At 69.8% G+C, this 25,908-nt stretch carries 23 protein-coding genes and 1 tRNA gene; 7 read left to right on the top strand and 17 right to left on the bottom strand.

The window, feature by feature from the left end; genetic code table 11:
• Nucleotides 1-23: 23 nt before the first annotated feature.
• From pepN to Q9R47_RS10690, 3 genes are all read left to right on the top strand, one after another.
• Nucleotides 24-2,735, top strand: a complete 2,712-nt coding sequence (gene pepN / locus Q9R47_RS10700) for an aminopeptidase N (RefSeq protein WP_311233224.1) — start codon at nt 24-26, stop codon at nt 2,733-2,735.
• A 70-nt stretch (nt 2,736-2,805) separates the two neighbouring features.
• Nucleotides 2,806-3,813, top strand: a complete 1,008-nt coding sequence (locus tag Q9R47_RS10695; protein ID WP_311233190.1) for a class 1 fructose-bisphosphatase — start codon at nt 2,806-2,808, stop codon at nt 3,811-3,813.
• Between the two features lie 11 nt (nt 3,814-3,824).
• Nucleotides 3,825-3,900: transfer RNA gene (locus tag Q9R47_RS10690), tRNA-Thr, on the top strand.
• 62 nt (nt 3,901-3,962) lie between these two features.
• Here the strand turns inward: Q9R47_RS10690 and Q9R47_RS10685 are convergent.
• The gene (locus Q9R47_RS10685; protein WP_311233189.1) at nt 3,963-4,874 is read right to left on the bottom strand and encodes a LysR family transcriptional regulator; all 912 of its coding nucleotides are present in this window, start codon (nt 4,872-4,874) and stop codon (nt 3,963-3,965) included.
• Between the two features lie 99 nt (nt 4,875-4,973).
• Between Q9R47_RS10685 and Q9R47_RS10680 the strand changes: the two genes are divergently transcribed.
• Genes Q9R47_RS10680 through Q9R47_RS10670 form a run of 3 tightly spaced genes read left to right on the top strand, consistent with a single transcriptional unit; the run spans nt 4,974 to nt 8,837 of the window.
• On the top strand, nt 4,974-6,692 hold the full coding sequence (locus tag Q9R47_RS10680) for an acyl-CoA dehydrogenase family protein (protein WP_311233188.1): 1,719 nt from the start codon (nt 4,974-4,976) through the stop codon (nt 6,690-6,692).
• A gap of 38 nt (nt 6,693-6,730) precedes the next feature.
• The gene (locus Q9R47_RS10675; RefSeq protein WP_311233187.1) at nt 6,731-7,711 is read left to right on the top strand and encodes a tripartite tricarboxylate transporter substrate binding protein; all 981 of its coding nucleotides are present in this window, start codon (nt 6,731-6,733) and stop codon (nt 7,709-7,711) included.
• The gene (locus Q9R47_RS10670; protein WP_311233186.1) at nt 7,704-8,837 is read left to right on the top strand and encodes a CoA transferase; all 1,134 of its coding nucleotides are present in this window, start codon (nt 7,704-7,706) and stop codon (nt 8,835-8,837) included. The genes Q9R47_RS10675 and Q9R47_RS10670 overlap by 8 nt, the downstream gene beginning before the upstream one ends.
• A 27-nt stretch (nt 8,838-8,864) precedes the next feature.
• Here Q9R47_RS10670 and Q9R47_RS10665 read toward each other — a convergent pair whose 3' ends face one another.
• The 16 genes from Q9R47_RS10665 to rpsB form a co-directional block, all read right to left on the bottom strand.
• Nucleotides 8,865-9,710, bottom strand: a complete 846-nt coding sequence (locus Q9R47_RS10665; protein ID WP_311233185.1) for an RNA methyltransferase — start codon at nt 9,708-9,710, stop codon at nt 8,865-8,867.
• Complete coding sequence (gene rnhB / locus Q9R47_RS10660) at nt 9,707-10,444, bottom strand: ribonuclease HII (protein ID WP_311233184.1); 738 nt, start codon at nt 10,442-10,444, stop codon at nt 9,707-9,709. Before rnhB ends, Q9R47_RS10665 begins: the two co-directional genes overlap by 4 nt.
• Entirely contained in the window at nt 10,413-11,594 is a 1,182-nt protein-coding gene (gene lpxB / locus Q9R47_RS10655) for a lipid-A-disaccharide synthase (RefSeq protein WP_311233223.1), read from the bottom strand. Before lpxB ends, rnhB begins: the two co-directional genes overlap by 32 nt.
• Nucleotides 11,595-11,646: 52 nt before the next feature.
• Entirely contained in the window at nt 11,647-12,474 is an 828-nt protein-coding gene (lpxA, locus tag Q9R47_RS10650; RefSeq protein ID WP_311233183.1) for an acyl-ACP--UDP-N-acetylglucosamine O-acyltransferase, read from the bottom strand.
• A 50-nt stretch (nt 12,475-12,524) separates the two neighbouring features.
• Nucleotides 12,525-12,965: a 3-hydroxyacyl-ACP dehydratase FabZ gene (gene fabZ, locus Q9R47_RS10645; protein ID WP_311233182.1), complete on the bottom strand. Its 441-nt coding sequence runs from the start codon at nt 12,963-12,965 to the stop codon at nt 12,525-12,527.
• On the bottom strand, nt 12,962-13,963 hold the full coding sequence (gene lpxD / locus Q9R47_RS10640) for a UDP-3-O-(3-hydroxymyristoyl)glucosamine N-acyltransferase (protein WP_311233181.1): 1,002 nt from the start codon (nt 13,961-13,963) through the stop codon (nt 12,962-12,964). The genes fabZ and lpxD overlap by 4 nt, the downstream gene beginning before the upstream one ends.
• Nucleotides 13,964-14,002: 39 nt before the next feature.
• The gene (locus Q9R47_RS10635; RefSeq protein ID WP_311233180.1) at nt 14,003-14,530 is read right to left on the bottom strand and encodes an OmpH family outer membrane protein; all 528 of its coding nucleotides are present in this window, start codon (nt 14,528-14,530) and stop codon (nt 14,003-14,005) included.
• Nucleotides 14,530-16,827: an outer membrane protein assembly factor BamA gene (gene bamA, locus Q9R47_RS10630; protein WP_311233179.1), complete on the bottom strand. Its 2,298-nt coding sequence runs from the start codon at nt 16,825-16,827 to the stop codon at nt 14,530-14,532. The genes Q9R47_RS10635 and bamA overlap by 1 nt, the downstream gene beginning before the upstream one ends.
• A 44-nt stretch (nt 16,828-16,871) precedes the next feature.
• On the bottom strand, nt 16,872-18,239 hold the full coding sequence (rseP, locus tag Q9R47_RS10625) for an RIP metalloprotease RseP (protein WP_311233178.1): 1,368 nt from the start codon (nt 18,237-18,239) through the stop codon (nt 16,872-16,874).
• A 36-nt stretch (nt 18,240-18,275) separates the two neighbouring features.
• The gene (gene ispC, locus Q9R47_RS10620; protein ID WP_311233177.1) at nt 18,276-19,454 is read right to left on the bottom strand and encodes a 1-deoxy-D-xylulose-5-phosphate reductoisomerase; all 1,179 of its coding nucleotides are present in this window, start codon (nt 19,452-19,454) and stop codon (nt 18,276-18,278) included.
• 44 nt (nt 19,455-19,498) lie between these two features.
• Entirely contained in the window at nt 19,499-20,353 is an 855-nt protein-coding gene (locus Q9R47_RS10615; RefSeq protein WP_311233176.1) for a phosphatidate cytidylyltransferase, read from the bottom strand.
• Nucleotides 20,354-20,363: 10 nt separating this feature from the next.
• Nucleotides 20,364-21,098 (bottom strand): polyprenyl diphosphate synthase, encoded by a 735-nt coding sequence (gene uppS, locus Q9R47_RS10610; RefSeq protein ID WP_311233175.1) that lies wholly within the window; start codon nt 21,096-21,098, stop codon nt 20,364-20,366.
• Nucleotides 21,099-21,137: 39 nt separating this feature from the next.
• Nucleotides 21,138-21,698, bottom strand: a complete 561-nt coding sequence (gene frr / locus Q9R47_RS10605; protein WP_311233174.1) for a ribosome recycling factor — start codon at nt 21,696-21,698, stop codon at nt 21,138-21,140.
• 23 nt (nt 21,699-21,721) lie between these two features.
• Nucleotides 21,722-22,444 carry a UMP kinase gene (gene pyrH / locus Q9R47_RS10600; protein ID WP_311233173.1) on the bottom strand — a complete coding sequence of 241 codons (723 nt, stop codon included), beginning with the start codon at nt 22,442-22,444 and terminating at the stop codon, nt 21,722-21,724.
• A gap of 48 nt (nt 22,445-22,492) precedes the next feature.
• Nucleotides 22,493-23,389 (bottom strand): translation elongation factor Ts, encoded by an 897-nt coding sequence (gene tsf, locus Q9R47_RS10595; RefSeq protein ID WP_311233172.1) that lies wholly within the window; start codon nt 23,387-23,389, stop codon nt 22,493-22,495.
• Nucleotides 23,390-23,495: 106 nt separating this feature from the next.
• Nucleotides 23,496-24,248 carry a 30S ribosomal protein S2 gene (gene rpsB / locus Q9R47_RS10590; RefSeq protein WP_311233171.1) on the bottom strand — a complete coding sequence of 251 codons (753 nt, stop codon included), beginning with the start codon at nt 24,246-24,248 and terminating at the stop codon, nt 23,496-23,498.
• Between the two features lie 324 nt (nt 24,249-24,572).
• Between rpsB and Q9R47_RS10585 the strand changes: the two genes are divergently transcribed.
• Entirely contained in the window at nt 24,573-25,817 is a 1,245-nt protein-coding gene (locus Q9R47_RS10585) for an FAD-dependent oxidoreductase (RefSeq protein WP_311233170.1), read from the top strand.
• Nucleotides 25,818-25,908: the final 91 nt, after the last annotated feature.

Here is a 25,908-nt window from a genome sequence, read left to right as displayed (position 1 = left end):
GCCCGGAAAGCAGCCAAGCCATGATGAGAGAAGGACAGGCCGCCACGGCCATCCACCGTGCCGACTACACCGCCCCCGCGTTCTGGATCGACAGCGTGGACCTCACGTTCGACCTGGACCCCGCCAAGACCCGCGTGCTCAGCCGCCTGCGCGTGCGCCGCAACGGCGACGTGCCGCCGGCGCCGCTGCGCCTGGACGGCGAGGAGCTGAACCTCGCGCGGGTGCTGGTCAACGGGGCGGGCACGTCCTTCAAGCTCGAAGGCAGCCAGCTCGTGCTGGAGAACCTCCCCGAAGGCGAAGAGCCCTTCGACCTGGAGATCTTCACCACCTGCGCGCCCGTGAAGAACACCCAGCTCTCGGGCCTCTACGTGAGCCAGGGCACGTTCTTCACGCAGTGCGAGGCCGAGGGCTTCCGCCGCATCACCTACTTCCTCGACCGCCCGGACGTGATGGCGAGCTACACCGTCACGCTGCGCGCCGACAAGGCCGAGTACCCGGTGCTGCTGTCCAACGGCAACCTGGTGGACCAGGGTGCTCTGGACGACGGCCGGCACTTCGCCAAGTGGGTCGATCCGCACAGGAAGCCCTGCTACCTGTTCGCGCTGGTGGCCGGCAAGCTGGTGGCGCGCGAGCAGCGCATCCGCGCACGTTCGGGCAACGACCATCTGCTGCAGATCTTCGTGCGCCCGGGCGACCTGGAGAAGACCGAGCACGCGATGAACTCGCTCATGGCCAGCATCGCCTGGGACGAGGCGCGCTTCGGCCTGCCGCTCGACCTGGAGCGCTTCATGATCGTCGCCACCAGCGACTTCAACATGGGCGCGATGGAGAACAAGGGCCTGAACGTCTTCAACACGAAGTACGTGCTGGCGAGCCAGTCCACGGCGACGGACGCCGATTTCGGGAACATCGAATCGGTGGTGGGCCATGAATACTTCCACAACTGGACCGGCAACCGCGTGACCTGCCGCGACTGGTTCCAGCTGTCGCTCAAGGAAGGCCTCACCGTCTTCCGCGACCAGGAATTCAGCCAGGACCTCTCGGGCAGCCCGTCGGCCCGCGCCGTGAAGCGCATCGAGGACGTGCGCGTGCTGCGCACCGTGCAGTTCCCCGAGGATGCCGGCCCGATGGCGCACCCGGTGCGCCCGGACAGCTACGTCGAGATCAACAACTTCTACACCGTCACCATCTACGAGAAGGGTGCCGAGGTCGTGCGCATGATGCACACGCTCGTCGGCCGCGACGGTTTCGCCGCGGGCATGAAGCTCTACTTCGAGCGCCACGACGGCCAGGCCGTGACCTGCGACGATTTCGCGCAGGCGATCGCCGACGCCAACCCGGACAGCGAACTCGCGCGCCTGCTGCCGCAGTTCAAGCGCTGGTACGCCCAGGCCGGCACGCCGCGCGTGCGCGCCTCCGGCAGCTACGACGCCGCGGCCCGCACCTACACGCTCACGCTGGCGCAGAGCATCGCCCCGACGCCCGGCCAGGCCGAGAAGGAGCCGATGGTGATCCCCGTGGCGCTGGGCCTGCTCGGCGCGGACGGCCGCCCCCTGCCCCTGCAGCTCGAAGGCGAGGCCGGGGCCGGCGCGCCGGACCGCACCGTGGTGCTGACCGAGCCGAGCCACAGCTATACGTTCGTGAACGTGGATGCGGAACCCGTGCCCTCGCTGCTGCGCGGCTTCAGCGCGCCCGTGCTGCTGGACATCGACGCCACCGACGCGCAGCTGCTCACGCTGCTCGCGCACGACACCGATCCGTTCAACCGCTGGGAAGCCGGCCAGCGCCTCGCGCTGCGCATCGCCATCCAGGCAGTGAACGATGCATCGGTGACCGTAGCGGACGGCGGCACGCCGGACCACGAACTGCTGCCCGCGAGCTTCGTGGCCGCCATGCACGACGTGCTGCGCCACCCCGCGCTGGACGCCGCCTTCAAGGAACTGGTGCTCTCCCTGCCCTCCGAGGGCTACATCGCCGAGCAGCTCGACGTGGTCGATCCGCAGCGCGTGCATGCGGTGCGCGAAGCCATGCGCCTGCAGCTGGCCCTGGCCCTGCAGGCGGACTGGGAGTGGATCTGGGAGCAGCACCACGACACCGGCGCCTACCGGCCCGACGCGGTCTCCTCCGGCCGCCGCGCGCTGGCGGGCATGGCGCTGTCGATGCTGTGCCTGGCCGCGCGCCGCACGGGCGACACCGTGTGGCCCGGCCGCGCCTACCAGCGCTTCAAGGACGCCGGCAACATGACCGACCGCTTCAACGCGCTCGGCGCGCTGGTGGCGAGCGGCCAGCCCCTGGCAGCGCAGGCCCTGGCGCGGTTCTATGCGATGTTCAAGGACGAGGCCCTGGTGCTGGACAAGTGGTTCGCGCTGCAGGCCGGCACGCCCGACCGCGGCGGCGACGTGCTGCCCGCGGTGAAGCAGCTCATGAAGCACCCGGATTTCAGCCTCAAGAACCCGAACCGCGCGCGCAGCCTGATCTTCAGCTACTGCAGCGCCAACCCCGGAGCCTTCCACCGGCCCGATGCCGCGGGCTACGTGTTCTGGGCGGACCGGGTGCTCGAACTCGACGCGCTGAACCCGCAGGTGGCGGCGCGCCTGGCGCGCGCCCTCGACCGCTGGAGCAAGCTCGCCGAGCCCTACCGCACCGCCGCGCGCGAGGCGATCGCCCGCGTGGCCGCCAAGCCCGATTTGTCCAACGACGTGCGCGAGGTGGTGAGCCGCGCGCTCGCCGGCTGACGCGCGCTGCCCGCAGCCTTTCCAGCACCGCACCGCACCGCATCGAAAGAAAGACCGAGAGACCCCACCCATGGCACAACGCATCAGCCTGACCCGCTACCTCGTCGAGCAGCAACGCGTCGACGGACTCATCCCCTCGCAGCTGCGGCTGCTGCTCGAAATCGTCGCGCGCGCCTGCAAGGGCATCAGCCAGGCCGTGAACAAGGGTGCGCTCGGCGGCGTGCTCGGTTCGGCCGACAGCGAGAACGTGCAGGGCGAAGTGCAGAAGAAGCTCGACATCATCGCCAACGAGGTGCTGATCGAGGCGAACGAATGGGGCGGCCACCTCGCGGCGATGGCGTCCGAGGAGATGGACAGCATCTACGTGGTGCCCAACCGTTACCCGCAGGGCGAATACCTGCTGCTGTTCGATCCCCTGGACGGCTCGTCCAACATCGACGTGAACGTGAGCATCGGCACCATCTTCAGCGTGCTGAAGAAGCCGGAAGGCCACCCGGGCGTGACCACCGAGGACTTCCTGCAGGCCGGCAGCAGGCAGGTCGCCGCGGGCTACTGCATCTACGGCCCGCAGACCACGCTGGTGCTCACCGTGGGCGACGGCGTGGCGATGTTCACGCTCGACCGCGAACAGGGCTCCTTCGTGCTCGTGCAGGAGAACGTGCGCATTCCCGCCGACACCAAGGAATTCGCGATCAACATGAGCAACATGCGCCACTGGGACACCCCGGTGAAGCGCTACGTCGACGAGTGCCTCGCCGGCGTCGAAGGCCCGCGCGAGAAGGACTTCAACATGCGCTGGATCGCCAGCATGGTGGCGGACGTGCACCGCATCCTCACGCGCGGCGGCATCTTCCTCTACCCCTGGGACAAGCGCGAGCCGAACAAGCCCGGCAAACTGCGCCTGATGTACGAGGCCAACCCCATGGCCTGGCTGGTCGAACAGGCCGGCGGCGCCGCGACCAACGGCCGGGAACGCATCCTCGACATCCCCCCGAAACAGTTGCACGAACGCGTCAGCGTGATCCTCGGATCGAAAAATGAAGTGGAACGCGTGACACGCTACCATTCCGGTATATAATTCAATTCTTCGCCGGTGTAGCTCAGTCGGTAGAGCAGCTCATTCGTAATGAGAAGGTCGGGTGTTCGATTCATCTCTCCGGCACCAAACAAGAAAGCCCCTGATTCGCAAGAGTCAGGGGCTTTTTTCATGGGCGCCGCCGCGCCGCGCTACCGGCGCCCGGTGAGGCCCGGGGCGCCTGCCGGCACGCCGGCCACCAGGATCGCCATCAGATCGCCCACCAGCGGATTCTCCGGCGCCGCCGGCCACACGGCATAGGCCTCGGATTGCGCCACTGCGGCGCCCACCGGACGGAACACCGCACCCGGCAGGCGCGAATGCGCCATGGCCTGAGGCACCAGGGCCACGCCCAGGCCCTGCGAGACCAGCGAAACCACCGCCAGCCAGTGCCGCACCTCATGCACGATCTCCGGCTGGAAGCCGGCGCTCGCGCAGATCGACAGGATGCGCGCGTGGTAATCGGGCGAGACCGCCCGCGCGAACAGCACGAACGGTTCGCCCGCGAGATCGCGCAGACCGATCGTTGTCCTGCGCGCCAGGCGGTGCCCCGTGGGCAGGCAGCACAGGAAGGGCTCCGCCACCAGCAGACGCTGCCGCAGCGTCGCCGGGATGCGGCTCGTGTGGACGAAGCCCAGGTCCAGCCGGTCGTGCAGCAGCTCGCCGAGCTGCTCGCCGGAGTTCAATTCCTGCAGCGAAACGCGCACTCCCGGATGGCGCTGCTGGAACACGCCCAGCGCCTGCGGCAGCCCGCGATACAGCATGGCGCCCACGAAGCCGATGCGCAGCCGGCCCGCGATCCCGGCCGCCACGTCGCGTGCCTCGGACACCGCCTCCTCCGCCTGGGCCAGCAGACGCCGCGCCGAGGCCCGGAGCGCCCGCCCGGCGGGGGTCAGGCGCACCTCCTTGGGGGTGCGCTCGAAGAGCTGCGCCCCGACGCGCTCCTCCAGTTGCCGGATGGCCACGGAGAGCGGCGGCTGCGACATGTTCAACCGGGCCGCGGCGCGCCCGAAATGCAGCTCGTCCGCGAGTACCGCGAAGTAGCGCAGGTGCCTCAATTCCATGGCAGCGTGGCGATAGGTGATTCGAATGGCGCAAGACCGATTCGATATTAGACACGAATGGCGAACGACCGAAGAATGGGGAGCACACAAGGAGACACCATGACGACCCCGCCCTCGCATGCGCCCGGGAACCATCCGGTTCCGGACGGCCACGGCCGCAACCTGTTCGAGACCGACGCCGAACTGCAATCGCTGCTGGCGCTCTATCTGCCGGACGACCTCCACACGCACATGCGGCCGCATTTCGTGCGCCTGGGCGGCCTCGCGGGCGGCCTGCTGGACGACCTGGCCGGAACCGCCGACCGGAATCCCCCGACGCTCGAACACCGCACGCGCACCGGCCTGGACATGCAGCGCATCGTCAAGCATCCGGCGTACGTCGCGATGGAACGGCTGGCGCTCAGCGAGTTCGGCCTGGGGGCCATGTCCCACCGCGAGGAAACGCTGGGCTGGCGCGGCCCCATGCCGGCACTCGTCAAGTACGCGCTGACCTATCTCTTCGTGCAGGCCGAGTTCGGCCTGTGCTGCCCGGTATCCATGACCGATTCGCTGACGCGCACGCTGCGCAAGTTCGGCAGCCCGGAGCTGCTGGCCCGCTATCTGCCCACGCTCACGTCGCTCGATTTCGACGAGCTGTCGCAAGGCGCGATGTTCATGACCGAACAGGGTGCCGGCTCCGACATCGCCGCCACCGCCACGCGGGCACTGCCTGCCGGCGACGGCAGCTGGCGCCTGACCGGCGACAAGTGGTTCTGCTCGAATCCCGACGCGGGGTTCGCGATGGTGCTGGCCCGCATCGACGGCGCACCGGAGGGCCTGAAGGGCGTCTCGCTCTTCCTGCTGCCGCGCCGCCTGGAAGACGGCAGCCTCAACCACTACCGCATCGTCCGCCTGAAGGACAAGCTGGGCACGCGCTCCATGGCCAGCGGCGAGATCCAGCTCATGGGCGCGGTGGCCTATCTCGTGGGCGAGGAAGGCCGCGGCTTCGTGCAGATGGCCGACATGGTAAACAACTCGCGGCTGTCGAACGGCGTGCGCGCCGCCGGGCTGATGCGGCGGGCGGTGTCCGAGGCGGAATTCGTCGCCGCCGAGCGCCGGGCCTTCGGCCGTGCGCTGCAGGACATGCCGCTCATGCGCCGCCAGCTCGACAAGCTGCGCGTGCCGGCCGAGCAGGCCCGGACCATGGTGTTCCAGACCGCTCGCGCGCTCGCGCGCTCGGACGCCGGCGAGAAGGATGCCTACGCCCTGCTGCGCATCCTCACGCCGCTCATCAAGTTCCGCGCCTGCCGCGACGCCCGCAAGGTGACCGGCGATGCGATGGAGGTGCGCGGCGGCTGCGGCTACATCGAGGAGTTCAGCGATGCCCGCCTCGTGCGCGACGCCCACCTGGGCTCGATCTGGGAAGGCACGAGCAACATCGTCGCCCTGGACGTGCTGCGCGCGATCCGCCGCGAAGGCTCGCTGCCGGTGCTGGCCGCCCACAACACCGCGCTGCTCGAAGACGCGGCCCTGCCGCCGGCCTTCGCCGCCGCCCTCGCGCACAGTTTCGGGCGTGCCTGCGCGCTGGCCGAAACCGCGCTGCAGGAGGGCGGCGGCGAGGTGCTGGCCCGCCAGGCCGCATCCGCGCTCTACCACTGCACCAGCGCCATCGCCATGGCCTGGGAGGCGGGCAGGACCGGCTCCGCCGAGCGCATGCACTGGGCCCGCATGGTGCTGTGGCACCGCGTGCTGCCGCGCGATCCGCTGCGGCCCGACGTGCCGCCTGCGCAGTGGCAAGCCCTCCCGAGCGTGCCCTCGGCGGCCACCGCCACGGCCTGACCCGTCCAGGCCCCCCACTACAACGGAGACAAAGAACGATGAAGAAACGCACCCTGATGTCCGCCGCCTGCGCCCTGCTGGCGGCCACGCTCCTGGCACCCGCGGGCGCTGCGGACGCCTTCCCGGCGAAGCCCATCACCCTGGTGATCCCCTACCCGCCCGGCGGGCCGACCGATGCCATGGCGCGCACCCTGGCCGCCGAGATCAAGGACCGGATCGGCCAGCCGATGATCGTGGAGAACCGCGCGGGGGCCAACGGCAACATCGGCGCCGAATACGTCGCCCGGGCGGAGCCCGACGGCTACACGCTGATGTTCGGCACCTCGGGGCCCCTGGCCATCAACGCGAGCCTCTACGCCAAGATCGGCTACGACCCGGTCAAGAGCTATGCGCCGGTGATCCGCGTGGGCTACCTGCCCAACGTGCTGGTGGTGCATCCCAGCGTGCCGGCGCAGACCGTGAAGGAACTCGTCGCGTACGGCCGGGCCCATCCGGGCAAGCTGGCCTATGCCTCCTCGGGCAGCGGCGCGTCGTCGCACCTCGCGGGCGTGCTGTTCAACTCCGTGGCGGGAACCGACTTCCTGCACATCCCCTACAAGGGCACCGGCCCTGCGCTCAACGATCTGCTGGGGGGCCAGGTCGCCATGAGCTTCACCGACGTGCTGACCGCCCAGCCCTACGTCAAGGCCGGCAGGCTGCGCGCGCTGGGGGTGACGACCGCGAAGCGCTCGCAGGCCCTGCCCGACGTGCCCACGGTGGCCGAACAGGGATACCCGGGCTACGACGTCAGCGTGTTCTTCGGCGTCGTGGCGCCCGCGGGCACGCCGGCCGACCGCATCGCCCTTCTCAACAAGGCATTCACGGAAGCGCTATCGACCGCCAAGGTCAAGACGCTGTTCGCCTCGCAGGGGCTGGAAGCCGCTACCGATACCCGCCCGCAGGCGCTGGGGCGCTTCATCGCCGACGAGACGGCCAAGTGGGGACAGGTGGTCAAACAATCGGGAGTGAGCCTTGACTGACCGCGCCGCCACCGGCGCACTGGCCGGCATCCGCGTGCTCGATCTCTCGCGCATCCTCGGCGGGCCGTACTGCGGCCAGATCCTGGGCGACCACGGCGCGGACGTGCTCAAGGTGGAGCCGCCCGAGGGCGACGACACGCGCACCTGGGGCCCGCCGTTCCAGGGTGGCGTGGCTTCCTACTACATGGGGCTGAACCGCAACAAGCGGGTGCAGCACCTCGACCTGTCCGGCGAGGAAGGCCGGGCCCGCCTGCTGGAGCTGGTGGCCCAGGCCGACGTGCTGGTGGAGAACTTCAAGTCCGGCACCATGGAGCGCTGGGGCATCGGCTACGAAGCGCTGTCGCAGCGCTTTCCGCGGCTGGTCTGGTGCCGCGTGAGCGGCTTCGGCAGCGACGGCCCGCTGGGCGGCCTGCCGGGCTACGACGCGGCGGTGCAGGCAATGGCCGGCATCATGAGCGTCAATGGCGAATCGGGCGGCGGCGCGCTGCGCGTCGGGCTGCCGGTGGTGGACATGGTGACCGGTCTGCATGCCGTCATCGGCGTGCTGCTCGCCCTGCAGGAGCGCCAGCGCAGCGGCCGGGGCCAGCTGGTGGAGGCGGCGCTCTACGACAGCGGCCTCTCGCTGCTGCATCCGCATGCGGCGAACTGGTTCATGGACGGACGGGTGCCGGGCCGTACCGGCAACGCCCATCCCAACATCTATCCGTACGACACGCTGCGCACCGCCAGCGAGCCGGTCTTCGTCACGGTGGGCAACGACCGGCAGTTCGCGGCCTTCTGCCGCTGCATCGGCCTGCCCGAGCTGGCCGACGATCCGCGCTTCGCGCGCGCAGGGGAGCGTTCACGCCACCGTGCGGCACTGAAACCGCTGCTGGAGGGCGCCACGCAGACCCTGCAGGCGGCCACGCTGGTCGAACGGCTGATGGCTGCCGGTGTACCGGCGGCGCCCGTGCTCGACGTGGACGCGGCGCTGGAGCATCCGCACACCGTGCACCGGAAGATGGTGGTGGAGATGGAATCGGGCTACCGCGGCCTGGGAAGCCCGGTGGTGCTGGGCCGCACGCCGGCGACCTACCGGCATCCGCCGCTCACGGCCGGAGCGACGTTCCTGCCTCCCGAAGCCTGAGAACGCACCTGGCAGGCTGGCAGCCGATCAGCCGGGCCCTGCAGCGTCCGCATGCGCCGCGCTCGCGTGCAGGCAGATGGCTGCCGCCGCGCCCACGTTGAGCGACTCTTCGCCGCCCGGCTGCGCGATGCGGATCAGGTGCGTGGCGCGCTGCTGCAGCGCGTCGGACACGCCCTGCCCTTCGTGGCCGAGGATCCAGCCGCAGGGCCAGGGCAGCTGCGCGCGGTGCAGCAGATCGCCGCCGTGCGAACTGGTGGCCAGCAGCGGCACCGCGAGCGCGTCGATGTCCTCGGCGGCGAGCCCTTCGACGAGGTGCAGCGCGAAATGCGCGCCCATGCCGGCCCGCAGCACCTTGGGGCTCCAGAGGCCCGCCGTGCCCTTCAGCGCCGCGATCTGGCGGAAACCGAAAGCCGAGGCGCTGCGCAGGATCGAGCCGACGTTGCCGGCGTCCTGCAGCCGGTCCAGCACCACCGTCGGCAGGCCGGCCCGCAGTGCGGGCGCCTCGGGCGCCGTCACCACGAAGCCCATGCGCGCCGGCGATTCGAGGCCGCTCACGTCGGCCCAGAGCGCATCGGCGAGCACCACGTTGCGCGCCGCGTGGCCGCCCCAGGCGTGCTCCCACGCGGGCCAGGCAGACTCGGCATACACCCCGATCGCCGGGCGTACGCCGCGTTCCAGCGCGGCGCGGCACAGGTGGTCGCCTTCGAGCCAGACGCGGCCCTGGCGCCGGTAGGCGCCGCTGTCCTGCGCGAGGCGGCGCAGGTCCTTCACGAACGCGTTGTCGCGCGACTGGATGAACGTCGCCGAGGCAGCCGGTGAGCCGGTGGTATCGGCACCGGCGCCGGTCCCGGCAAGATGGCGGGGCCCGGTCATGCGCGCATGCCCTGGAACGTCGCGGAGCCCGCGAGGACCGCCGGGCCCACGGTCAACGCCGTCGTGGTGATCGTGGTGATGGACGGGGCCGCCGCGCCGCGCAGCATCGCAGAGCGCTGCACCGCTGCCGCCACGGGCGCGAAGGAGCGGCGGTGTTCGGGGCAGGCGCCGTGGGCCTGCAGCGCGGCCATGTGTTCCGCCGTGCCGTAGCCCTTGTGGCCGGCGAAGCCGTAATGGGGGTAGGCCTCGTGCAGGCGCGCGCACCAGCGGTCGCGCGTCACCTTCGCGAGGATGGAGGCCGCGGAGATCGACTGCACCAGCGCGTCGCCCTTCACGATGGCATCGGCCGGCACGTCGAGCGGCGGCAGGCGGTTGCCGTCCACCAGCACGCGCACGGGCTTGAGCCGCAGGCCGGCCACGGCGCGGCGCATCGCCAGCATCGTGGCCTGCAGGATGTTCAGCGTGTCGATCTCTTCCACCGTGGCCTCGGCCACGCTGCAGCACAGGGCCTTCGCGCGGATCTCGTCGAACAGCGCTTCGCGGCGGGCGGCCGTCAGCGCCTTGGAATCGGCCAGGCCGGCGATCGGCTGCAGGTCGTCGAGGATCACGGCCGCGGCCACCACGGGCCCGGCCAGCGGCCCGCGGCCGGCCTCGTCCACGCCCGCGACGAGTCCGGGCGGGTGCCAAGGAAGTTGGGCCTGGTCAGCCTGCGGCAAGGATTTTCTGGATCGCATCGGCGGCCAATCGCGGAGTGTCGCGGCGCAGTTCTTCGTGGAGCGCGGTGAAGCGCCGCTCCAGCGCCTCCCGCTCGGCGGCCGGGGCCTCCAGCCACCGCAGCACGGCGGCGGCCAGCGCCTCGGGCGTGGCGGCGTCCTGGAGCAGCTCGGGCACGACGAATTCGCCGCTGAGGATGTTCGGCAGCCCCACCCAGGGCTGCAGCTGCTTGCGGCGCATGAGCCGCCAGCTGATCGAATGCATATGGTAGGCGATCACCATCGGCCGCTTGAAGAGCGCGGCTTCCAGCGTCGCGGTACCGCTCGCGATGAGCGTGCAGTCGCAGGCCGCCAGCACCGCGTGGGACTGTCCGGCCACCACCGTCACGGCGTCCTGCAGGCCGGCCTCGCGCACCGCCGCTTCGATGCGTGCATGCAGCGCCGGCACGGCCGGCACGACCATGCGGATATGGGGATGCGCCTTGCGGATCAGCGCAGCGGCCTGGAAGAACGGCCGGGCGATGTAGGCGACCTCGGCCGAGCGGCTGCCCGGCAGGATGGCCAGCACCTCGTCATCCGCCCCCAGGCCCAGCTGCGCGCGCGCGGCCTGCCGGTCGGGCACCAGCGGAATCACGTTGGCGAGCGGATGGCCGACGTAGGTGGCGGCTATGCCATGGCGGGCCAGCAGCGCCGGCTCGAACGGGAAGATGCACAGCACGTGGCCCGCGCTGCGGCGGATCTTCTCGACGCGGTCGGCGCGCCAGGCCCAGATCGACGGGCACACGAAATGCACCGTGGGAATGCCCGCGGCGCGCAGGTCGGCCTCCAGGCCCAGGTTGAAGTCGGGGGCGTCCACGCCGACGAAGACGTCGGGGCGGTCCTGCAGCAGCCGCTCGCGCAGTTGCCGGCGGATGCGCACGATGCCCAGCAGCTTGCGCACCAGCTCCAGGCTGTAGCCGTGTACGGCCAGCCGCTCGCTGGGCCACCAGGCATCGAAGCCGCGGCGCTGCATCTGCGCGCCGCCGATGCCCAGGCTCTGCACGCCCGGCCAGCGCTCCTGCAGTCCGTCCAGCAGCAAACCCGCCAGCAGGTCGCCGGAGGTCTCGCCGGCCACCATGGCGATGCGGGGCGACTGCGCGGGCTGCGGCACGGGCACGGGCGGCTGCGGCATGCCGGGCATGCCGGCTGCGTGGCCGGATTGCAGGGAACGAACCATCGCAGGATCAGCGGGCCAGCCCGCGCGTGGACGAGGCGATGAAGTCGAGCAGCAGCGCGACGTCGGCCACCGCTTCCGGGTGCGCGGCGGGCAGCTCGGCGATCGCGGCGCGCGCGGCCTCGAGCGTGAGGCCCTGCCGGTACAGCAGGCGGTGCGCCTGCTTCAGCGCGGCCAGCCGGTCCGCGGAGAATCCGCGGCGGCGCAGGCCTTCGAGGTTGAGCCCGCGCACGGCCAGCGGGTTGCCGTCCACCATCATGAAGGGCGGCACGTCCTGCGAGATGTGGCTCGCGAAGCCCGCCATCGCGTGGGCGCCGACCTGGGTGAACTGGTGGATGCCCGTCAGGCCGCCGATGATCGCCTGGTCGCCCACGCGCACGTGGCCGGCCAGCGTGGCATTGTTGGCGAGGATCGTCTGGTTTCCCACCACGCAGTCGTGCGCGATGTGCACATAGGCCATGATCCAGTTGTCGTCGCCGACGGTGGTCACGCCGCGGTCCTGCACCGTGCCGGTGTTGAACGTGCAGAACTCGCGGATGGTGTTGCGGTCGCCGATCTCCAGCCGCGTCGGCTCGCCCGCGTACTTCTTGTCCTGCGGGGCGGCGCCCAGCGAGGCGAACTGGAAGATGCGGTTGTCGCGGCCGATGGTGGTGAGGCCCTCGATCACGCAGTGCGCGCCCACGGTGGTGCCCGCGCCGATGCGCACGCCCGGCCCGATGACCGCGTACGGGCCGACCGACACCGATGCGTCGATCTGCGCCCCGGGCGACACGATGGCCGTGGGATGGATGCCCCCCGGCCCCGCGCCCTGCTCCGCCGTCTGGATGCTCGCCGTCATCGCCTGCCGTCCCGCCTGGTTGGGTTCTGCTGCTGCACGCCGGGCGGCCCTCAGGCCACCGTGCGCATGGTGCACATGATCTCGGCCTCGCAGGCGATGCTGTCGCCCACGCGGGCCACGCCGCCGAACTTGTAGATGCCGCCCTTGATGCGGTCGAGCTTCACGTCGAGGATCAGCTGGTCGCCCGGCTCCACGGGGCGCTTGAAGCGCGCGCCGTCGATGCCGACGAAATAGAACACCTTGTCGTCGCCGGGCGCCTCGCCCATCATGTCGAAGGACAGCAGGCCGGCGGCCTGGGCCAGCGCTTCGAGGATCAGCACGCCGGGCATCACCGGGCGGCTCGGGAAGTGGCCCGTGAAGAACGGCTCGTTGATCGTGACGTTCTTGATCGCCCGGATGCGCTGCCCCCGTTCGAGTTCGACGACCCGGTCCACCAGCAGGAAGGGATAGCGGTGCGGCAGGAGCTTGAGGATTTGGTGGATGTCCATCATTGGATGTGAGCGGTCGGACCGTTTTTTCGTATCTGTTCTTCGAGGGCCATGATGCGCGTGCGCAGTGCATGGAGCTGCCGGAGCGTGGCCGCGTTCTTTTCCCACTTCGCATTCTCGTCGAAGGGGAACATGCCGGAGTAGAGGCCGGGCCGCAGGACCGAGCGCGTGATGGCCGTGCCGGGCGACACCTGCACGCCGTCGGCGATCTCCAGATGCCCCAGGATCATCGCCGCGCCGCCGATCATGCAGTGCGCGCCGATGCGCGTGCTGCCGGACACGCCCGTGCATCCGGCCACCGCCGTGTGCCGGCCGATGCGGACGTTGTGGCCGATCTGCACGAGGTTGTCGAGCTTCACGCCGTCCTCGATGACGGTGTCGTCCAGCGCGCCACGGTCGATGCAGGTGTTGGCACCGATCTCCACGTCGTCGCCGATGCGCACCGCGCCGAGCTGTTCGATCTTGGTCCAGGCGCCGCCGTCGGGCGCGAAGCCGAAGCCGTCCGCGCCGATCACCACGCCGGGGTGCAGCAGGCAGCGCTCGCCGATGCGGCAGTCCTCGCCCACCGTGATGCGCGAGGTCAGCACCGTGCCGGCGCCGATGTGCGCGCCGCGCTCGACCACGCAGAGCGGGCCGATGCGCGCCGAGGGATCGACGACGGCCTCCGGATCGACCACCGCGGACGGATGGATGCCCGCCGCCGGCGCGCGGCCGTGCAGGCGCTTCCAGAGCTGCGTCGCGCGCGCGAAATAGGCGTAGGGATCCTCCGCCACGATGCACGCACCGCGCGCCAGAGCTTCCTCGCGCATCGCGGGCGCCACAATGACACAGGCCGCCCGGGAGGCGGCCAGTTGTTGGCGGTAGCGCGGATTGCTCAGGAAAGCCAGGTCGCCCGGTTCCGCTGAGTCGAGCGGCGCGATGCGAAGGATCTCGACGTCGCCGTCGCCTCCTTCGATCGTTCCGCCCAGCGCCTCAACAATCTGCCTGAGTCGCACGCTCACGCGGGGTGCCCCGCACGTGCGGCCCGGCAGCGGCTGCGATCACTTCGCACCGCCGCCCGCGCCCGCGTTCAGCGCCTTGATCACCTTGTCGGTGATGTCGTGCTTCGGGTTGATGTAGACGGCTTCCTGCAGGACGACGTCGTACTTCTCGGCCTCGGCCACCTGCTTGACGGCCTTGTTGGCACGTTCGAGCACCTGGCCCAGTTCCTCGTTCTTGCGCGCGGCCAGGTCGTCCTGGAATTCGCGGCGCTTGCGCTGGAAGTCGCGGTCCTGGTCCGCCAGCTGGCGCTGGCGGGCGGTACGCTGGCTTTCAGCCATGGTGGGGGCCTCGCGCTCGAACTTGTCGCTGGCAGCCTTCAGTGCGTTGCCCTGGTCGACAAGATCCTTCTCGCGCTTGGAGAACTCCTGCTCCAGCTTGGCCTGCGCGGCCTTGGCCGTGCTGGCTTCGCGGAAGATGCGGTCGGTGTTGACGAAGCCGGCCTTGAACTCCTGTGCCTGCGCAGGCACGGCGGCGCCGAGCGTGCCGAGCAGAAGGACCAGGGGAATATGGCGGGAAAGGGATTTCATTAGAAGGACGTTCCGATCTGGAATTGCAGTTTCTGGATTCTATCGCCGGCGAACTTGCGCACCGGTTGCGCGAAAGCGAGGCGAAGCGGACCGAGCGGAGAGATCCAGCTCAGGCCCAGGCCCGCAGAGACACGCATGTCGCTGAAGGAGACCTTCTCGTCTTCGCCGAACACGTTGCCGGCATCCACGAACGTGAATATCCGCAGCGTGCGGTCGTTGCCCGCGCCTGGGAACGGCGCGATCAGCTCCGCGTTGAGCGTGACCTTCTTCGGGCCGCCCAGCGATGCGCCCGTGACGTCGCGCGGGCCCAGGGTGCCCTGGTCGAAGCCGCGCACCGAGCCCAGGCCACCGGAGTAGAAATTCTTGAACACCGGGAACGGGCGGCCGTTCAGGCCCTTGCCCCAGCCGAGTTCCGAGTTGAAGGCCACGGTGAACTTCTTGTTCAGCGGCACGTACTGCTGGAACTGGTAGTTGGCACGCACGTAGCGCGCATCGCCCGCCACCGACCAGTCGGAATTCAGGCGCTGGTAGCGGCCCGAGTTCGGCGCCAGGGCGCTGTCGCGGTCGTCGCGCGACCAGCCCAGCGTGAGCGGGAGCGCCATGCTGCTGCTGCCGTAGGTGTTGGCGTACGACAGGTAGGCCGCGGGGATGTTCGTGCCCAGCTTGATGCGGGTGTTCTCGATGCCGCCGCCGAAGAACACGGTGTCGGTCTCGCTGAACGGGATGCCGAAGCGCACGCTCGTGCCCGCGGTGATCAGCTGGTAGTTGCCGCCCTGCTCCTCGTAGGGCTTGTCGGTGCGGTAGTAGAAGTCCAGCGTGCGGGAGATGCCGTCCTGCGTGAAGTACGGGTCCGTGGTGCTCACCACCAGGGTGCGGCGGTACTTGCTGGTGTTCACGTCCACGCCCAGGTAGTTGCCCGAGCCGAAGACGTTCTCCTGCTTGATGCTGAACGAGAGCGACACCTTCTCGGCGCTGGAGAAGCCCGCGCCCAGCTGCAGCGAGCCGGTGGGCTTCTCGGCCACGTTCACCACGAGGTCGACCTGGTCGGGCGAGCCCGGCACCTCCTGGGTCTCGACGTTCACTTCGGTGAAGTAGCCCAGGCGGTCCACGCGGTCGCGCGACAGCTTGATCTTGTCGCCGTCGTACCAGGAGGCCTCGTACTGGCGGAATTCGCGGCGGACCACCTCGTCGCGCGTGCGGTTGTTGCCGCTCACGGCGATGCGGCGCACGTAGGCGCGGCGCGAGGGCTCGGCGCGCAGCACGATCGCCACGCGGTTGTTCTCGCGGTCGATCTCGGGCACGGCCTCGACGCGGGCGAAGGCATAGCCGAAGTTGCCGAAGTGGTCGGTGAAGGCCTTCGTCGTCTCCGTGACCTTGTCGGCGTTGTAGGGCTCACCGGGCTGGATCGTGATGAGCGACTTGAACTCGTTGTCGCGCTCCAGGTAGTTGCCTTCGAGCTTCACGCCGGAGACCACGTAGCGCTGGCCTTCCGTGACGTTCACCGTGATGGTGATGTCCTGCTTGTCCGGCGAGATCGCGACCTGCGTGGAGTCGATGCGGAACTCGAGGTAGCCGCGCGCGAGGTAGTAGGAGCGCAGCGTCTCCAGGTCGGCGTTCAGCTTGGTGCGCGAATAGCGGTCGGACTTGGTGTACCAGCTGAGCCAGCCGCCGGTGTCCTGGTCGAACAGGCCCTTGAGCGTGGATTCGCTGAAGGCCTGCGCGCCGTTGATGTGGATTTCCTTGATCTTGGCGGGCTCGCCCTCGGTCACCGTGAAGGTCAGGTTTACGCGGTTGCGCTCGATCGGCGTGACCGTGGTCACGACCTCGGCGCCGTACAGGCTCTTGTTGATGTACTGGCGCTTGAGCTCCTGCTCGGCGCGGTCCGTCAGGGCCTTGTCGTAGGGGCGGCCTTCGGTGAGGCCCACGTCCCGCATGGCCTTCTTGAGGGCGTCCTTGTCGAACTCCTTGGCGCCGGCGAAATCGACGTCGGCGATCGTGGGGCGCTCCTCGACCACCACCACCAGCACGTTGCCACTGGCCTCCAGGCGCACGTCCTTGAACAGACCCAGCGCGAACAGCGAGCGGATGGCGGCCGCGCCCTTCTCGTCGTTGTACTCGTCGCCCACGCGCAGCGGCATCGATGCGAAGATCGTGCCCGGCTCCACGCGCTGCAGGCCTTCCACCCGGATGTCCTGGACCCTGAAGGGCTCGAGGGCCCATGCCGCCTGCGCGACGAAGACCATGGCGGCAACGGCGCATGCCGTGCGCACGCCCAGGCGATTGATGTGTTTTTTCATGAGTGAACTGGTGCCGACATGGCGGGATTCATGCGGCGAAAGGTTTAGCCAAAGAGCCGGGTGACGTCGTTGAAGAGGGCGATGGACATCATCACGAGGAGCAGTGCCACGCCGCCCCGCTGCAAACGCTCCATCCAGGCGTCGGACACGCCCCTGCCGGTCACGCCTTCCCAAAGATAATACATCAGGTGCCCTCCATCGAGGACCGGCAGAGGCAGCAGATTCAGCACCCCCAGGCTCACGCTGATGAGGGCCAGGAACACGAGGTACTGGGTGAATCCGAGGCTCGCCGAACGGCCGGCGTAGTCCGCGATGGTGAGCGGACCGCTCAGGTTCTTGAGCGAGGCTTCGCCCACCACCATGCGGCCCATCATGCGCAGCGTGAGCGCCGAGACCTCCCAGGTGCGGGTCACGCCGTTCCAGAGGCCCTCCAGCGGGCCGTGGCGCACGGTGACCATCTCGGGCTGCGCGCCCACGTAGGCGCCGATGCGGCCCGCGGGCGGCGCGCCGTCCTGGCGCACCACGTCGGGCGTCACCTGCAGGTCCACCGCGCGCCCTGCCCGGTCGATGCGCCAGGCCTGCGTGGCGGCCTTGCCATCCTGCACCGAGCCGCGGATCAGTTCGCGCAGCTGCTGGCCATCCACCACCGGCGTGGCGCCCACCTGGAGCACCGTGTCGCCTTCGCGCAGGCCCGAGCGCTGCGCCGCGCCGCCGGCCACCACCTCGCCGATCACCGGGCGGGTCCAGGGGCCGAGCACGCCGATCTTGCGGAACATCTGCGCATCGGCCTCGCGCGCATCGAAATCGTGCAGTTCCACCACCAGCTCGCGGCGCGGGGCGCCCGGCCCGCTCTCGACCTGCAGGCGCACGTCCTGTCCGTCGAGGGCGCCGCGCGTGAGCGCCCAGCGCAGATCCTCGAAGGAGCGCACCGGCTCGGATTCCTCGCCGCCGATGGCGGCACCCACCACGAGTTCGCCGCCGCGCAGCCCGGCGTCGTAGGCCGCGGAGCCGGCGGCGGGGCTCGCGAGGACCGCGCGCGGCTCCTGCACGCCGATCCAGTTCACGGCCGCGTAGAGCACCACGGCGAGCAGCAGGTTGGCGATCGGGCCGGCGGCGACGATGGCCGCACGCGCGCGCAGGGGCTTGTTGTTGAAGGCGAGGTGGCGTTCCGCCGCGTCCACCGGCGCCTCGCGCTCGTCGAGCATGCGCACGTAGCCCCCGAGCGGGAACGCGCCGATCACGAATTCGGTGGACGAGCCACGCGGCTGCCAGCGCAGCAGCGGCTTGCCGAAGCCCACGGAAAAGCGCAGGACCTTGACGCCGCACGCCACGGCGACGCGGTAGTGCCCGTATTCATGGACCGCGATGAGCAGGCCCAGGGCGACGACGAAAGCGGCGATGGTGAGAAGCATGGTGCACTCCCGTGCGATGAAGGAGGGGCCCGGCGGTCAGGCCGCGAGGCGCTCTGCCCCGTGCCGCGCGGCCGAGCGCGCGCGGGCGTCCAGCTCCAGCAGGGCGCCCAGCGAATCCGGGTTGGAGGGCGATACCGCCTCCAGAGTTTCAAGATTCAGACGATGAATCTGATCGAAACGGATGCGGCGCTCCAGGAACGAAGCCACGGCGACCTCGTTGGCGGCGTTGAGCACCGCCGTGGTGCCGGGCGCGGCGCGCAGCGCGTGCCACGACAGGTGCAGGCCCGGAAAGCGCACGGCGTCGGCCTCCTCGAAGGTGAGCGCGGCCAGCCGGCTGAAATCGAGCGCGGGCGTGCCGCTCTCGATGCGCTCGGGCCAGGCGAGGCCGCAGGCGATCGGCACGCGCATGTCGGGCGTGCCCAATTGCGCGAGCACCGACGCATCCTTGAACTGCACCATCGAGTGGATGATCTGCTGCGGATGGATCACCACGCGGATCTGCTCGGGCGACAGGTTGAACAGCCAGCGGGCCTCGATGACCTCCAGCGCCTTGTTCATCATGGTCGCGGAATCGACAGAAATCTTGCGGCCCATCGAGAAGTTGGGGTGGGCGCAGGCCTGCTCGGGCGTGACTTCGCGCAGCGAGGCGGGCTCGCGCGTGCGGAACGGTCCGCCGGACGCGGTGAGCAGGATGTGGTCCACGCGCCGCGGCCAGGAGGCGGCGTCTTCCGGCAGGCACTGGAAGATGGCGGAATGCTCGCTGTCGATCGGCAGCAGCGTGGCACCGCCGTCGCGCACCGCGGACATGAACACCTCGCCGCCCACCACGAGCGCTTCCTTGTTGGCCAGCAGCAGGCGCTTGCCCGCGCGCGCGGCGGCCAGGCACGGGGCAAGGCCGGCGGCGCCGACGATGGCGGCCATCACCGCGTCCACGTCGGGGTGCGAGGCGATCGCCTCCAGCGCATCCGGCGTGTCCAGCACTTCGGTGGCCGAGCCTTGCGCGGCCAGCGCATCGCGCAGCGCGCGCGCATGGGCGGGACTGGCCATGGTGGCGAACCGGGGGCGGAAGCGCGCGCACTGCGCCGCGATCGCGTCCACCTGCGTGGCGGCGCTCAGGGCGAAGATCTCGTAGCGGTCCGGATGCCGGGCGACCACGTCCAGGGTGCTGGTTCCGATGGAGCCGGTGGAACCCAGGACGGTCAGGCGTTGTTTCATGGGGGATGCGGTCACGGGGCAGCGAGCGGGCGGGAGTGCCGTGCTCAGGGCGCGGCGAAATGGGTGAGCATCATGGCCAGCGGCAGCGTGGGCAGGAGCGCGTCCACGCGGTCGAGCACGCCGCCGTGGCCGGGCAGCAGCCGGCTGCTGTCCTTGGCGCCGGCGCTGCGCTTGACGAGGGATTCGGCGAGGTCGCCGACGACGCTCATGGCCGCCATGAACACCGCGCCGATGGCCAGCAGCCACCAGCCCTGGGCGGCCAGACGGGTGTAGAAGCTGGGGACCGCCGCCTGCCAGGCGGCGTCCGCCATCGTCCAGGCGACGGCCAGCACGACGACCCCGGCCATGCCGCCCCACACGCCTTCCCAGCTCTTGCCGGGACTGATGGAGGGCGCGAGCTTGGAGCGCGTGAACCGCAGGCCGAAGGCCCGGCCGGCGAAATAGGCGAATACGTCCGCGACCCAGACCAGGACCAGGACGGACAGCAGGAAGTTGATGCCGATGGTGCGCGCCTGCACGGCGGCCAGCCAGGCCAGCCACAGCGCCAGCACGCCGCCCACGAGGCGCACGGCCCGGGGGATGTGCGGCCAGCCCTGCACGCCCTGGCGCAGCAGCCCGGCGCCGCAGAGCACCCAGGCGGCGCCGGCGACGGCCCAGAGCCACGGCAGCGGGCGCTGCGTCCAGCCGCCGGCCCAGCTGGCGGCGCAGAGCGCCACGCAGGCCGCGCCCACGCCCACGGACGCCGCCTGGCCGCAGCCCTGCAGGCGGCCCCACTCCCAGCCCGCCGCGGCCATCAGTACCAGCACTACGGCGGCGAAGGGCACGACCGAGGAGGCGAAGAGCGCCGGCAGCAGGATGGCCAGGAGCACGATGGCCGTGAGGATGCGCGTCTTCAGCATGGGAAATCCTTCAGGCGCACGCCGACGTGGTCGGGGTTGCCAGCAACTGTTCGGAGGTCTTGCCGAAGCGGCGCTCGCGCGCCCCGTAGGCGGCGATGGCCTGGTCGAGCGCTCCGCCGTCGAAGTCGGGCCAGAGGCGGTCGCTGAAGTACAGCTCGGAATACGCGCACTGCCACAGCAGGAAGTTGCTGATGCGCATCTCTCCGCCGGTGCGGATCACGAGGTCCGGGTCGGGCACGTGGGCCAGGCCCATGGCGGTGTGCAGGCTGGCCTCGGTGATGGGCTCGCCGCGCGCGGCGAGCGCGGAGGCCGCCTGCGCGATGTCCCAGCGGCCGCCGTAGTTGAAGCAGACGTTGAGCACCAGCCGCGTGTTGTGCGCGGTGACGGCCTCGGCCTGCGCGAGGCCCGCGCGCACCTTCTCCGAGAGCGAGGTTTTCTCGCCCACGAAGTGCAGGCGCACGCCGTCCTTCTGCAGCTGCGGCACCTCGCGCGAGAGCGCGCGGGCCAGCAGGTCCATCAGGCCGGAGACTTCCTCGGCGGGGCGGTTCCAGTTCTCGGAGGAGAAGGCGAACACCGTCAGCACGGAGACGCCGCGCTGCACGCAGTCGCGGGCACAGCGCTTGAGCGCCTCCACGCCCTGCTTGTGCCCGGCCAGCCGCGGCAGGAAGCGGCGCGTGGCCCACCGGCCATTGCCATCCATGACGATGGCGATGTGGTGGGGAATGGAAGATGAACCGGAAGACATGGAAGGGATCGATCGGGACCCGTGCGCGACGGGGCGCGATCAGACCGCCATGATCTCCTGTTCCTTGGCGGCCACGAGCGCATCGACTTCGGCGATGTGCTTGTCGGTCACCTTCTGGATGTCGGCTTCGGCGCGCTTCTGGTCGTCCTCGGAGGCGGCCTTGTCCTTCACGAGCTTCTTGACCGATTCGTTGGCGTCGCGGCGCAGGTTGCGCACGGCCACCTTCGCGCTCTCGCCTTCGTTGCGCGCGAGCTTGGTCATCTCCTTGCGGCGCTCTTCGCTCATCGGCGGCATCGGCACGCGGATGAGGTCGCCCATGGAGGCGGGGTTCAGGCCCAGGTCGCTTTCGCGGATGGCCTTCTCGATCTTGGCGCCCATGCCCTTTTCCCAGGGCTGCACGCTGATGGTGCGCGCGTCGATCAGCGACACGTTGGCGACCTGCGAGAGCGGCACCATCGAGCCGTAGTACTCGACCTGCACGGAATCGAGCAGCGCGGGGTTGGCGCGGCCGGTACGGATCTTGGAGAGGTTGTTCTTGAACGCCACGATGGACTGGTCCATCTTGGATTCGGCGTTTTTCTTGATGTCGGCAATCGTCATGTGTTCTCCTGTGCCAGCGGGCGTCAAGCGTACACCAGCGTACCTTCGTCCTCGCCCATGACCACGCGCTTCAGGGCGCCGTGCTTCACGATCGAGAAGACGCGGATGGGCAGCTTCTGGTCGCGGCAGAGCGCGAACGCCGTGGCGTCCAGGATGCCCAGGTTGCGGGACATGGCTTCGTCGAAGGTGAGCTTGGTGTAGCGCGTCGCCGTCGGGTCCTTCTTGGGATCGGCGGTGTACACGCCGTCCACCTTGGTCGCCTTGAGCACCACCTCGGCGCCGATCTCGGCGCCGCGCAGCGCCGCGGCGGTATCCGTCGTGAAGAAGGGGTTGCCGGTGCCGGCGGCGAACACCACCACCTTGCCCTCCTCCAGGTACTGCAGCGCCTTGGGCCGCACGTACGGCTCCACCACCTGCTCGATGCCGATGGCGGACATGACGCGGGCGATGAGGCCCTGCTTGTCCATGGCGTCGGCCAGGGCCAGCGCGTTCATCACGGTGGCCAGCATGCCCATGTAGTCGGCCGTGGCGCGGTCCATGCCGACGGAGCCGCCGGCCACGCCGCGGAAGATGTTCCCGCCCCCGATCACCACCGCCACCTGCACGCCCATGCGCGTAACCTCGGCGATCTCTTCCACCATGCGCACGATCGTCGCGCGGTTGATGCCGAACGCGTCGTCACCCATGAGGGCCTCTCCAGACAACTTCAGCAGAATGCGCTTGTGGGCTGGAGCGGCGAGGGTCATGGGCGTTCTCTTCAGGTGATGGATTCGGGGAATGTGCGGGAGAAAGGATCAGGCAGCAGCCTTGGCGGCGGCCACTTGCGCGGCCACTTCGGCGGCGAAGTCGTCCACCTTCTTCTCGATGCCTTCGCCGACGACGTACAGGGTGAAGCCCTTGATCGTCGTGTTGGCGGCCTTGAGCATCTGGCCCACGGTCTGCTTGCCGTCGGCGGCCTTCACGAAGACCTGGTCGAACAGCGAGACTTCCTTCAGGTACTTCTGCACGGAGCCTTCCACCATCTTGGCGGCGATGTCGGCGGGCTTGCCGGACTCGGCGGCCTTGGCGGCGGCAACCGTGCGTTCCTTCTCGATCAGCTCGGCGGGCACGTCGGCGCTGGTCAGGGCGACGGGCTTCATGGCGGCGATGTGCATGGCCACGTCTTTGGCGGCGACTTCGTCACCTTCGAACTCGACCACCACGCCGATGCGCGTGCCGTGCAGGTAGGAAGCCAGCTTGGAGCCGGTGAAGCGCTTGAAGCGGCGGAACGACATGTTCTCGCCGATCTTGCCGATCAGGCCCTTGCGGACTTCTTCCAGCGTGGGGCCGAAGCTTTCCTGGCTGTAGGGCAGCGCGCCCAGGGCTTCGACGTCGGCGGGGTTGTGCTTGGCGACCAGCTCGGCCGCGGCCTTGGCCAGGGCGATGAAGCTGTCGTTCTTGCTCACGAAGTCGGTTTCGCTGTTCACTTCGATCAGCGCGCCGTCGGTGCCTTCGATGAAGCTGGCGACCACGCCTTCGGCCGTGATGCGGGCGGCGGCCTTGCCGGCCTTGGTGCCCAGCTTGACGCGCAGCAGCTCCTCGGCCTTGGCCAGGTCGCCGTCGGCTTCCGTCAGGGCCTTCTTGCATTCCATCATGGGGGCGTCGGTCTTGGCGCGCAGTTCGGCAACCATGCTAGCGGTAATAGCAGCCATCGTCATTCTCCAGTCTCAGTTCAGTTCGTTACAAGATTCAAGGCTAAAAAAAAGGGGGCTAACAGGAGCCCCTCTTTCATTCGCGACAGGTCGCGCGGCCGGGCCTTCAGGCAGCGGATTCTTCCACTTCCACGAATTCGTCCGAGCCTTCGGGCGCGGCGGCCTTGACCACGTCGTTCACGGCGTCGGCACGGCCGGCGATGATCGCGTCGGCGATGCCGCGGGCGTACAGCGCAACGGCCTTGGCCGAGTCGTCGTTGCCGGGGATCACGTAGTCGATGCCTTCAGGCGAGTGGTTGGAATCGACCACGCCGATCAGCGGGATGCCCAGCTTCTTGGCTTCGGCGACGGCGATCTTGTGGAAGCCGACGTCGATGATGAAGATGGCGTCCGGCAGGGCGTTCATGTCCTGGATGCCGCCGATGTCCTTCTCGAGCTTCTCGATCTCGCGGGTGAACGTCAGCTGTTCCTTCTTGCTCATGGACTCGAGGCCGGCTTCCTGCTGGGCCTTCATGTCCTTCAGGCGCTTGATGGAGGTCTTGACGGTCTTGAAGTTGGTGAGCATGCCGCCCAGCCAGCGCTGGTCGACGAAGGGCACGCCGGCGCGCTGCGCTTCGGCGGACAGCAGTTCGCGGGCCTGGCGCTTCGTGCCGACCATCAGGATCGTGCCGCGGTTGGCCGTGAGCTGCTTGGCGAACTTCTGCGCCTCCTGGAACATCGGCAGCGACTTTTCCAGGTTGATGATGTGGATCTTGTTGCGATGGCCGAAGATGAACGGGGCCATCTTGGGGTTCCAGAAGCGGGTCTGGTGGCCAAAGTGGACACCGGCTTCCAGCATTTCGCGCATGGTGACGGACATGTGAATACTCCAAAGGTTGGGTCTAAAATCCGGCCCGCCAACCGCCCGTTCTGACAAGAGGGCGGCACCTTGATAAGGCCGGTTCGCGTTTGGTTTGCGGTGCAAGGGCAGCCCATTCAAGCCGCCATCGCTGCTTTGCCGCAAAAGGCACGCCAGGCAACCCGGAGCACCCCTCTCAGCAAAACCCCGAGATTCTAGCATACCGGGCCACCGGCCCTTCCCAGGGCACGGCGCGGACGCTTCCCGCAAAGCGTCCGCGCCCGGGCAGAATCCAAAGAAACACCCCAGCGGGCTGCCCGGCCGAACGGCGGCGGCCTTCCCACCATGCACATCGCCATCGTCGGCGCCGGAATCGCCGGCACCGCCACCGCTTATGAACTCGCCTGCGACGGCCATGCCGTCACCGTCTTCGAACAGCGCGCCGCCGCGGCCGAGGAGGCGAGCTTCGCCAACGCCGGCCTGCTCGCGCCGGCGCCGCTGATCCCCTGGGCGACGCCCGGCATCGGCGGCCCCGCGGGCCAGCGGCTCTTCGGCCGCCGGGCCGCCGTGCGCCTCGCCTCCGGCGCCGGCGCGTCCGACCTGCGGTGGCTCTGGCAGCGCCGGCGCGCGGCGCGCACGGCGGGCGATGACGCCGTCACGGCGCTCGCGCGGTTCGGCAGCTACAGCCAGGCCCGCATGCACCAGGTGGCCGAGGCGCTGCAGCTCGATCCCGAGAGCAGCCGCGGCGTGCTGGTGCTGCTGCGCTCGCCGTCCGACCTGGAGCGGATCGAGCCGGCCGTGCGCATCCTGCGCGAGACCGGGGCCGACCTGCGCGACGTGGACGCGGACACCGCCCGCCTGATCGAGCCCGGACTCGCCTCGGACAACGAACTGGCCGGCGCGATCCACGTGCCGGACGGCGAATCCGGCAACTGCCGGCTGTTCGCGCAGATGCTGCGCTATGCCGCGCAGGAGCGTGGTGCGCAGTTCCTCTTCAACGCCCGGGTGGCATCGCTGCGCGGCGGTCCGGCGGCCGTGCTGCTGGCCGGAGAGCGGGAGCCTCGCCGCTTCGATGCCGTGGTGGTGTGCGCCGGGCTCGCGGCGGGCGAGCTGCTGCGCCCGGCCGGCACTCCCCTGCCCCTGGCCGGAGTGCACGGCTACACGATCAGCGCGCCGCTGCGGGAGGACACGCACGCCCCCCAGGGCACGGTGATCGACCCGGTGCACCGGATCACCCTCACGCGCCAGGGGCAGCGGGTGCGCGTGGCCGGCGGCGCGGAGCTGGGCGCGGCGGACGGCGCACTGCACACGCCGACGCTGCAGGTGCTCTACAACGCGGCCTCGGGCTGGTTCCCGGGTGGCGTCCAGTGGTCGTCGCCGCAGGTGCGGACCTGGCGCGGCGCGCGGCCGATGCTGCCGGACGGACTGCCGGCGATCGGCGCCGTGGGGGGAGCGGGCCTGTGGGTGAATGCGGGCCACGGTGCCTGCGGCTGGGCACTCGCCTGCGGCAGCGCACGGGCGGTGGCCGATCTGGTCGCGCAGAGGGTGCCGGAAGCGGACCTGCAACCGTTCGCGCCGCAGCGGTTCTGAGCGGTTCTGAGCGCCGGAGCGGCGTCAGGGCTGGGCGTCGGGGCCGCGGATCGCAGGTGGTTCGATGGAGGATGCACGCCCCTGTGGGCCG

This window comes from Acidovorax sp. PRC11 (genome assembly GCF_031844105.1).
Lineage (GTDB): Bacteria > Pseudomonadota > Gammaproteobacteria > Burkholderiales > Burkholderiaceae_C > Paracidovorax.
This window is presented reverse-complemented; position numbering and strand designations above follow the sequence as displayed.

Coding starts and splice junctions, on each gene's coding strand:
- pepN (WP_311233224.1), top strand. CDS start 24: ATGAGAGAAGGACAGGCCGCCACGGCCATCCACCGTGCCGACTACACC.
- Q9R47_RS10695 (WP_311233190.1), top strand. CDS start 2,806: ATGGCACAACGCATCAGCCTGACCCGCTACCTCGTCGAGCAGCAACGC.
- Q9R47_RS10685 (WP_311233189.1), bottom strand. CDS start 4,874: ATGGAATTGAGGCACCTGCGCTACTTCGCGGTACTCGCGGACGAGCTG.
- Q9R47_RS10680 (WP_311233188.1), top strand. CDS start 4,974: ATGACGACCCCGCCCTCGCATGCGCCCGGGAACCATCCGGTTCCGGAC.
- Q9R47_RS10675 (WP_311233187.1), top strand. CDS start 6,731: ATGAAGAAACGCACCCTGATGTCCGCCGCCTGCGCCCTGCTGGCGGCC.
- Q9R47_RS10665 (WP_311233185.1), bottom strand. CDS start 9,710: ATGACCGGGCCCCGCCATCTTGCCGGGACCGGCGCCGGTGCCGATACC.
- rnhB (WP_311233184.1), bottom strand. CDS start 10,444: ATGCGATCCAGAAAATCCTTGCCGCAGGCTGACCAGGCCCAACTTCCT.
- lpxB (WP_311233223.1), bottom strand. CDS start 11,594: ATGCCGCAGCCGCCCGTGCCCGTGCCGCAGCCCGCGCAGTCGCCCCGC.
- lpxA (WP_311233183.1), bottom strand. CDS start 12,474: ATGACGGCGAGCATCCAGACGGCGGAGCAGGGCGCGGGGCCGGGGGGC.
- fabZ (WP_311233182.1), bottom strand. CDS start 12,965: ATGATGGACATCCACCAAATCCTCAAGCTCCTGCCGCACCGCTATCCC.
- Q9R47_RS10635 (WP_311233180.1), bottom strand. CDS start 14,530: ATGAAATCCCTTTCCCGCCATATTCCCCTGGTCCTTCTGCTCGGCACG.
- bamA (WP_311233179.1), bottom strand. CDS start 16,827: ATGAAAAAACACATCAATCGCCTGGGCGTGCGCACGGCATGCGCCGTT.
- rseP (WP_311233178.1), bottom strand. CDS start 18,239: ATGCTTCTCACCATCGCCGCTTTCGTCGTCGCCCTGGGCCTGCTCATC.
- ispC (WP_311233177.1), bottom strand. CDS start 19,454: ATGAAACAACGCCTGACCGTCCTGGGTTCCACCGGCTCCATCGGAACC.
- Q9R47_RS10615 (WP_311233176.1), bottom strand. CDS start 20,353: ATGCTGAAGACGCGCATCCTCACGGCCATCGTGCTCCTGGCCATCCTG.
- uppS (WP_311233175.1), bottom strand. CDS start 21,098: ATGTCTTCCGGTTCATCTTCCATTCCCCACCACATCGCCATCGTCATG.
- frr (WP_311233174.1), bottom strand. CDS start 21,698: ATGACGATTGCCGACATCAAGAAAAACGCCGAATCCAAGATGGACCAG.
- pyrH (WP_311233173.1), bottom strand. CDS start 22,444: ATGACCCTCGCCGCTCCAGCCCACAAGCGCATTCTGCTGAAGTTGTCT.
- tsf (WP_311233172.1), bottom strand. CDS start 23,389: ATGGCTGCTATTACCGCTAGCATGGTTGCCGAACTGCGCGCCAAGACC.
- rpsB (WP_311233171.1), bottom strand. CDS start 24,248: ATGTCCGTCACCATGCGCGAAATGCTGGAAGCCGGTGTCCACTTTGGC.
- Q9R47_RS10585 (WP_311233170.1), top strand. CDS start 24,573: ATGCACATCGCCATCGTCGGCGCCGGAATCGCCGGCACCGCCACCGCT.